Origin of the sequence: Acaryochloris sp. IP29b_bin.148 (assembly GCF_028285565.1) — a bacterium.
GTDB lineage: Bacteria > Cyanobacteriota > Cyanobacteriia > Thermosynechococcales > Thermosynechococcaceae > Acaryochloris.
Window position 1 is genome coordinate 1 of record NZ_JANQOY010000133.1, and the last position, 8,286, is coordinate 8,286.

Here is an 8,286-nt window from a genome sequence, read left to right on the forward strand (position 1 = left end):
TCTTTGCTGCTAACCAGTTTCTATCGGCTGAACAAGTTCAAAACAACCTGAATTTTATATTTTCACTTGTTCCATAATCTTATGGCGGGAAGGGAGTAAATATCACGAGCAGGCGTTTCGGTAATGGCATCCTGGGTATACGATCCGCATTCAGGCGGCATGAAAATTCCGGTCCGAGTGAAAGAGCCGATCAAACAGCGCATACTGACCTATGCGGCAGAGCACTATGCTGGCAAATACAATCGGATTGACGTGCACTTTCGAGGCAAGTTTTGCTATATCGATGCCTACCTAGAACCCGAGGTACCAGCGGAGAATTTTAACGAGGAATTCTATGGCTGCACGCGGGAAGAGCGAATTGAATTTTTGAGGACAGTGCCAACCCATCTGTGCCGCTTGCGCTACAGCGGTGATACGGAAAAGTGGGCTATGGCATTTTATACCTACAGTAACAACAAGTATGAGCCTTGTGTGTTCAATAACGGTACTTTCAAAGGCACACCAGAAGAGGCTTTTGAAAGCTCAGCCATGTATCTTCAATAGTTAATTTTCAGTCTGTTGTCATGAAAGTTAAAGTCACTATTTTCATGTCCTATTCACCTTCTGACCAATATTTTCAAAGCTTGGAAGGTGCAGCACTCACTCTTAGCAATTCTAAAAAGAGTGTGAAAATTGCAACCTCAAAAAACGATAAACAGCATGTTTTAACCGTGATGTTCACCATGAAAACAGCTCCTCAATACAAGGTTGTGGACAAAATTTATCGAGAATTTAGATCAGCAGCGTGGAACATTTCGGGGTATCAAGACCTGTCTGTTGAATTTTCGGAATGAAAGGAAGGAGCCGATGAGTGTAAATGGCACGATTAAAAACGTGAGTGAAAAGTTGCTCGTGGCATTAACCCAAGCCGAGCTTCAATCCTTGCTAGATGCGCTGTGGGTAGCCGTTTCCTTGGAGCAAAGGGAAAAGGCGATTGCTCAACTTTCTCCTGATACTCAAGCCATCATTAGGCAGCTACTCGAACCGTCCCCATCAGTTGAGCCAGATCCAACAGGTTCCGAACAAACGCCCCCTATTTCTTTCGCAAAACTATCGCAAACTTGGTCTAGGTTATGGCAAGAATGGGTTGACCTGGTTGCCGTTGCCGCAGAAGAAAACGGGCAATATATCGAACAGGAGGCAAGTTGGGAGCCACCTTATTTTGATAACTACACATTCGCAGAAGACTTGGATGCAGTGGCTAAGAATAATGAGATCGCACTTACCCTCAGCTTTTGAGCATGGGCTTGATCCTCAACAAGGTTTTGCTACTGAGCTGATAGAAGCAGAGACAGACATTAGAGCAGGCATTCCAGAATGGATAGAAATTGTTGATGGTATTGGTTTGGGCACACACGTGACCCATTGTCTACTGGCCTGGGAATGGCTAACGATGAAGGCACAAGCACAAGATGCCTTTGCATTCGCTCAGCAAGTGAGAGAAATAGAAACAGGGTTTTCTTACATGGCTCTGGATGATGATGAGCTGATTGGGTTCTTATGGGAGCTGCCTCAAGCTGATCAAGCTTGTATTGTGGAGGGTTTGACAGCTAATAAGGGCACCCGTTTGTGGAATCTGGCCTTGGGGAAGACCCACTCCCCTTGGCATTTATATTACATGGAAAAGCTCAACGAGTCCTCCCCTGAAGAGTACCTGAACAATTTGAGAGAGACTATTCCTCAGCAATGGAGCAATGGTCTGCCCATTATTGAAAATCTTTTGAAAACAGGCAGCTATACCAAAGCCATGGAAATGGTTCAGGTAACGCTAAAGTCTCTTCAGACGAAAAACGACAGACTTCAGGATTGGACGCCTGAGACTTCTCTGCTGGTAACCTTAGTATCAGGTTACGCTTACGATCAGCAATCTTTTTATCATGAGAAAACCCTGCTGGACTACTGGCAAAAAATCGCTGAAGGCTTGGGAAAAGCTAAACAGGTGAACGTCCTAGAAATTCAAAACCTGGCGTTTGACTATTGTTTCGACTGGTCAAAAATGTTTGAAACATTTGCCAATATTTCTGTCGCCAAGAAAACGCATAGGGCCTTGTTTCAGTCTTGGCGGGATTATGTTGTAAAGCGGGCAACTCCCTACCTGAGCTATGGATATAGTGGTTATGGCCTGACCACATCCACCAGCCCAGAGTCAGGATGGATACATTGGCTTCTCGATAGCATTGTAGAGGCTAAAAAAGGAGCACCCTGGTTTCAAAAGAAAGTGACCAAATGGTTAGGTGGTCTCTCAGGCGATCGCCGAACTTTGGGTGAGGATTTCGAGCGATTGCGGTTACTCACCCATGACCTGCAGAAAATACAAGCTGAGCAGCCTCAGTTAACCCCAACCTTTGATGAGGTTGTTATTCGCAAGCATGAATTATCAGCTCCAGATGATGCCTCCCGACGAAGCTATTTGCAGCGATTTGCCTCGAAGGATTTATGGATCCAAGTGATGGATTATTGGCGAGCAAATTTGCATCAGTTTGTCCCCGATCCTCTTGATGTCCACAAGTCGGACTATACTCGACATGCTCAGTGGATGCTCGCCCTCAAGGAGATTGCTCCTCGCGATTATGGGACGTTGTTGGCAACCTGGAAATCTGAACATCACCGTCGCAGTAACTTGTGGAAAGCCATGGCCAAAGCGGGCTTATGAAAGATGGTTTTTCGCCTAAGTTTTTTTCTAATACAGATTTTGAGGATGAAATCTGGAATTCAAATCACCAATCGGATATAGACACCTACCTGTATGACTTTGGTGATATGTAGCAACACGAAATCGAGGTAGAAAAAAGGCTTGAGAGTGCGCCAGGGAAAACCTACCCCGTTTGTCTGGCTGGGAAGCGGGCCTGTCCACCGGAAGACTGTGGTGGGGACTGGGGGTATGCCCATCTGCTGAAGGTTCTGAAGAACCCCCGACATCCACAGTACGAGGAGCGGATGGAATGGCTTGGGAGTGAGTTTGATCCGAAGGCGTTTGACCTGGCGGAGGTGAATCAAGCTTTGAGGGAGCTGGAGGTGGAGGCAGCGGGTTAGAGAATTACCAAGCCATAACTAGGAATGGATGAAACATCGTATTTGGTTGCCTGCAGTGGAATATGAGTTTTCTAGTGGATTTTGATGATAGTTCGCTGAAAATAAAGTAGCAATCTTTTTGAGAATTCAAATTTAAATGCTGGTATTGCTGATATTTCTATTTCTGTCTGATAGATGGAAAAAATTCGTCTAAGTGCTGACCAATATACTTAATAGAAAAGACATAAATCATTAGATGAATAATTATAGTCTTTGAGGATTTCGATAGCCATACTTAATAGCCTATCTGATGTAGCACTACTAAAGCGTGTTAAGACACTCACTGATCAGTACTCCACAGATGAAAACCTATAAGCATGAAATCCTCTCTAGTCAAAATGCGTAGTGCTATATAAAGTGACACTAAAATTTCTGCAAAAATTTAAAGACAGAATTAAATTATCTTGGAATATTTTACTCGCACTAGAGGATGCAAATATTTATTTCATAAGGATTTTGTCCTCAAGGAATATAGTACGTTTCAATGCATGCCCTTAAATCCAACCGCATCAATACATCTATAAATTTCTTAAGTTAAAATTCCTTTTTCGAGTCTTATTAATCACCAAAAAAAGGATAAGAGTTGAGTCTCATGAACGTTAAACATAAGGATTGGACTATTAAACATCTAAAAGATCATTTACAAGCAGCAGTAGATCTTGAGTTTTGGACAATTCCCTTCTATATGTCAGCTATGTATTCAGTCAAAGATCGAAGTTCTCAGGCATACCAGATGCTAAGAACAGTGGTCAATCAGGAGATGCTTCATCTACAATGCGCTGCAAATATAGCCAACGCATACGGGCTATCTCCGACAATGAAGGCTCCTGTTTACCAAGGGACCACTATTCCTCACCTTGATTTTAGCCTTGATAATCCCAAAGCAATTGCGCCTTACAAACCCTATACCGCTGAAATTGGTGCACTTGATCTAAAACACATCAATGCAATGTGCTTAATAGAAATACCAGAATATCTGGATGGGGAGAAGAACATTCAACTGCAAAGCAAAATTGAGGAATACGGCAGCATCGGCGCGTTTTATCAGGCATTGCGTTTTGGAGCTTACCTTTTAAGAGATAGCATTCAAGGCGGTGTTAGGCAGGTGGACTATTTCTCGGCGTTCTACCGAAATATGCCGAATATGACGATAACAGAATCTGGTGAAAATGGTTTTGATCAGATAGGGCTATTGATTGACCTTATTACCGATCAAGGCGAAGGTCAAACTAAGAAAGATCCCACCATTCCTTCCGCGTTCCAGAATACAGCTGATGATACAGAGCCTCACGATGATCACTTCGCGAAGTTCAACCAGATCAAGAACAATATGGGACACCAGTTACCTGATGTCTATATCGGGAAAGCTCATGGTGATTACACCGATACGGACAAGCAATTAGAAGTAATTTTAATCCAACAGTTTAGTGAACTGAGGAACCTTCTTGAGCAACTTTTCAAGGGTGATAACCCAGAAAAATTCTTTTCCATCATGGCTAGTGTTGGGGGTGCAATTAGTAACTGTTGGCATCATGGCGTAACTCCAAGATATAGCTGAATGTTCATCTCTAACGGAGAATCAGATCATGAAAAAGAGAACCGTATTCAGGGTGCATCCGACCATTAATTTTGCTCGATTCGGCACCAGTGAAGACTATATTCTTTCACCAGACACTAGTGCTGGTTTACCGCAAGACGGCACAGATATAACAGGTGGTCTTCCCATAAAGAAGGGAACCGAAAGTGAAACCATCACTAGTCAAGATCTGCGTGACCAGGATGGCAACTTAAAAAAACAAGCTGCTCGCTTTCGGCTCTATGCCTATGAAGTAGACAAGTTAGATACCTATCCTTCTGGGAACGGCACCGAAGTTACCATTGCTACTCAGCTACCTGATGGAAGAACAGTGACTGATCTGATCTGGTCCAGTCATCTAGCCAACAAAAAGGCTGCTGCGTATAACGTCGTCAATAACAAGGGTATTGAGGCTTATGCTAACAATCAGGTTCCGCAAATGCGAAATCCAGAAGTACATGGTTCCATTGACTCGGCTAATCGACTAAACCGCCTAATGATAGATGCTGGTCCCCGTGCCATTAGCGCCAAGAATAAGGAGAAGGCTAGCTTCGACCGTTGCTCAACTGCTTCATGGGTTCGCAAGAACGGGAAAATTGAAACCTTGCCGGATTACCCGATCCGCTTTCCCATAGACACCAATGATGAGCTTTTTGAACCTAGCGGTCCATTGGAAACTCTAGGTGACATATTGACGGATGAAAAAGGCCGATTGCTGGTCTTGCCAAGTATGGGTAACGCCGTAGGTCAATATGATGAATACGGTGTGCCTATCCAAATGACGGGTGATCTAAACAATGTGGGCTGGTTTGACTCTGCAGCTGATGGCCCAGTAAATGTAACCATCGTCTTCAACGATGGCAGTACCGAAGAGGCCTTCGGTGCCTGGGTGGTTTGTGGCGACCCAGCTTATGCACCTCAGATCCGCAATGTGGTGTCAGTTTGGGACGATGTTTATGATATGTTTGTGCGCGATCTGAACTTACAGCCAGAACTATATAACAAAGTTGAAGGAGAAAAAGATTTCGTCTTTAACCCAGACTATAAACCCAACTTTGTTCAGGATATACAACCCGTATTTATTGCTTGTAACTTACAACGTTGGACAGCAAATTTACCTCCGCTAGCCTTGCGAGGCCACACCGCAGTAGAGTCGATTTCTGAGGATGATAATCCTGATCAGACGATTATGGCAGCCCTCAACTTTATTCGAAATCCTAATAAAGATGAGACTAACATTGGTATGCCATTAATGCCTCTGTCTCTAGGGGCCGCGGGAACTTCATTTATGACTGTGACCAAAACCCAGTATTTTTTTCTAGAACAGTGGAGTAAGAAAAAATTTGAGACAGGAAAAGCTAATAGGTTAGGGCCTGGTGAATTCTTAGATATGTCTGCACTGGCTAACTGTCTAGGTGGACGTTATGTTCCTGGTATAGAAGTCAGCTATACAATAATGGACAAGGATATATATATACAGGATTGGAAAACGTCGGGGACAGGTCCTTTTCGTATCAAGCAATATCCACTGACTTACGAGAATCTCGACAAAGAGACCCCCTACCTCAGTAGTGGCTGGATTCCATTGCACAACATGACCAATGGTTTGGAACCAGGCGATGTTTCGAAATTTATGGCTATACCTTGGCAAACAGATTACAACTCCTGTTCTATACACGCAACCGCAATTAATACTGATGGGGTGAATGAAAGTAACGGTGCTGAAACCACCCTCTACTGGTCATGGCCATCGCAACGTCCAGATGCTGTGTATGTGGCTGAGGAAGTGGTTAACAATGTATTGCCCAAGCAAAAGTGGTCCATCCGTGGTCCTGGAACGTATGCAGTGAACCCAGCATCTGCGGCTACCTTCCAGGATCCTCTTCAGTCAGTTAAAGACTGGCATAAGATAGGAATCATTGTGCAGGGAACTAACGTGGACAATGATGAGCAAAAGTATTCCCCCAGTCTTTACCTAGAGGTACAAAGTCAGCTCACTAACCCCGGTGATACTACCGATCCAGTTCCATCATGGCCATTTAATGCTAATCCACCTAAACCCAAAAAAGGGTGTCCGTATCATTGAAATTAAAGCCGAAATACGATGTCGTCATCCTTGGTGGTGGCCCGGCTGGCCTAGCTGCAGCTATCTCCATTCGTGCAAAAGTTGATGCCTCTGTCTTAGTGGTAGAAGCGCAGGCACCAGATCAAGAGCGAGTAGGCGAAAACTGCCCGCCGGATATTATTGTGCTTCTAAAGCAATTAGGAATAGCCAAAGCCTTTAACCAAGCGGGTCATGAAACTTGTCCCGGTTATGCATCCTTATGGGGAAGTGACCACGTGGGATTTAACGACTTTATTGTGAACCCTATGGGACCGTCCTGGCGATTGAACAGGAAGCTGTTCGACAAGATGCTGGTTGAGCAGGCTGAGGAGGCTAAGGTTCAGTTTTCTTGGTCCACCCGATTCTGTGCCACAGAGAAGCCCATGGAAAGTAATCATGGTCGAATTGTTCATCTTGTTACTTATAAACCTAATAAAATTCCTCACACAATAGAAGCTGGTTTCGTGATTGATGCCACTGGATTCGAAGCTCGATTTGCACGCGCATTGAACATAAACAAGGTCATTGATGATCAGCTTTGTGCTACCCTTCGTTTTGCCAAGGTGTTAAAAGGTCAAGGGTCGAAGCGGGTACAGTTGGAAGCCTTCCACGAGGGGTGGTGCTATCACTCTCTTTTGCCAGAAAACAGAGTAGTGAGCATGATCGTCACAGAAAAGGAATCCCTTTCAGCTTTACGGGCAAACGGCTACCAAGGCTTCGAGGAAGCTTTAGCGGCCACGTCTTTTGTCAGCCGGAGTGCTTCTCAACTCACCCTTGGGAATTATAACTACCGCATTTTTTCTATTCAGTCGGGTTTGCTCCCAATTGTGGAAGGTGATGATTGGATAGCGATTGGAGATGCTGCTGCGAGTTATGACCCAATTGCCGCACAAGGCATATACAAAGGCCTTAGCCATGGACTATTAGCAGCTGATAAAGTGGCTGCTTGGTTTATGGATAATGATAGATACTCCTCTCGCTTTTCAGAACTGGTGAAACAGCAGTTTGCTAATTATCGTAAAAATAGGATGTATGTTTACGGACTAGAGCGTCGTTGGGCTGAGTCAAATTTTTGGAGAAAAAGAGAAAAATTTACTTCCCTTGCCTCTTAAAGAATTATTGATTTTAGACCTTTCAACTAAGCATTATGATGAATAGAGCGCAAGGTTCCCTTGCAATTAAACTAAATGCTCCTAGAACTTCTACCTTAGATCGTGGTGTGACTGTTACCAGCTTGGTATCATAGTGCGAATAGGGTAGTCCACGAACATCAAAGAAATTGAGATCTACGGTTTCCGTAAAGTCCAGCAGTGCATCACAAAATGCTTTGATCTAGTCGAGGAATAGCAATTGAAAGTGCGATCTCAAGTCTGAGTAAAAGTCACTATAGCAACGAGTAAGGCGATTTCTGGGAAAGAACTCACGGACTAAATTGGCTTGATGAGGATGTCCCATTTAGGTAATTGAGGATTTCTTTCCAATCGTTTCTCAATCC

General features: G+C 44.1%; 8 protein-coding genes. All 8 read left to right on the forward strand.

Going from position 1 to position 8,286, the window contains the following annotated elements; translation table 11 throughout:
• Window positions 1-123 precede the first annotated feature (123 nt).
• The 8 genes from Q0986_RS12405 to Q0986_RS12440 all read left to right on the forward strand — a co-directional run bounded on the left by Q0986_RS12405 (window position 124) and on the right by Q0986_RS12440 (window position 7,903).
• Window positions 124-543, forward strand: a complete 420-nt coding sequence (locus Q0986_RS12405) for a hypothetical protein (RefSeq protein WP_299410613.1) — start codon at window positions 124-126, stop codon at window positions 541-543.
• Window positions 544-563: 20 nt separating this feature from the next.
• Window positions 564-833 (forward strand): hypothetical protein, encoded by a 270-nt coding sequence (locus tag Q0986_RS12410; protein WP_299410618.1) that lies wholly within the window; start codon window positions 564-566, stop codon window positions 831-833.
• 13 nt (window positions 834-846) lie between these two features.
• The gene (locus Q0986_RS12415) at window positions 847-1,278 is read left to right on the forward strand and encodes a hypothetical protein (protein WP_299410620.1); all 432 of its coding nucleotides are present in this window, start codon (window positions 847-849) and stop codon (window positions 1,276-1,278) included.
• On the forward strand, window positions 1,250-2,692 hold the full coding sequence (locus Q0986_RS12420) for a hypothetical protein (RefSeq protein WP_299410622.1): 1,443 nt from the start codon (window positions 1,250-1,252) through the stop codon (window positions 2,690-2,692). The genes Q0986_RS12415 and Q0986_RS12420 overlap by 29 nt, the downstream gene beginning before the upstream one ends.
• A 122-nt stretch (window positions 2,693-2,814) precedes the next feature.
• Entirely contained in the window at window positions 2,815-3,072 is a 258-nt protein-coding gene (locus Q0986_RS12425; RefSeq protein WP_299410631.1) for a plasmid pRiA4b ORF-3 family protein, read from the forward strand.
• Between the two features lie 631 nt (window positions 3,073-3,703).
• Window positions 3,704-4,669, forward strand: a complete 966-nt coding sequence (locus tag Q0986_RS12430; RefSeq protein ID WP_299410624.1) for a ferritin-like domain-containing protein — start codon at window positions 3,704-3,706, stop codon at window positions 4,667-4,669.
• Window positions 4,670-4,697: 28 nt separating this feature from the next.
• Window positions 4,698-6,773, forward strand: a complete 2,076-nt coding sequence (locus tag Q0986_RS12435) for a LodA/GoxA family CTQ-dependent oxidase (RefSeq protein ID WP_299410627.1) — start codon at window positions 4,698-4,700, stop codon at window positions 6,771-6,773.
• Complete coding sequence (locus tag Q0986_RS12440; RefSeq protein WP_299410629.1) at window positions 6,770-7,903, forward strand: tryptophan 7-halogenase; 1,134 nt, start codon at window positions 6,770-6,772, stop codon at window positions 7,901-7,903. Before Q0986_RS12435 ends, Q0986_RS12440 begins: the two co-directional genes overlap by 4 nt.
• Window positions 7,904-8,286 lie beyond the last annotated feature (383 nt).

Excerpts from the sequence above, each read along its gene's own strand:
- Q0986_RS12420 (WP_299410622.1), top strand. The coding sequence starts at position 1,250 with ATGAGATCGCACTTACCCTCAGCTTTTGAGCATGGGCTTGATCCTCAA.
- Q0986_RS12415 (WP_299410620.1), top strand. The coding sequence starts at position 847 with ATGAGTGTAAATGGCACGATTAAAAACGTGAGTGAAAAGTTGCTCGTG.
- Q0986_RS12435 (WP_299410627.1), top strand. The coding sequence starts at position 4,698 with ATGAAAAAGAGAACCGTATTCAGGGTGCATCCGACCATTAATTTTGCT.
- Q0986_RS12405 (WP_299410613.1), top strand. The coding sequence starts at position 124 with ATGGCATCCTGGGTATACGATCCGCATTCAGGCGGCATGAAAATTCCG.
- Q0986_RS12410 (WP_299410618.1), top strand. The coding sequence starts at position 564 with ATGAAAGTTAAAGTCACTATTTTCATGTCCTATTCACCTTCTGACCAA.
- Q0986_RS12430 (WP_299410624.1), top strand. The coding sequence starts at position 3,704 with ATGAACGTTAAACATAAGGATTGGACTATTAAACATCTAAAAGATCAT.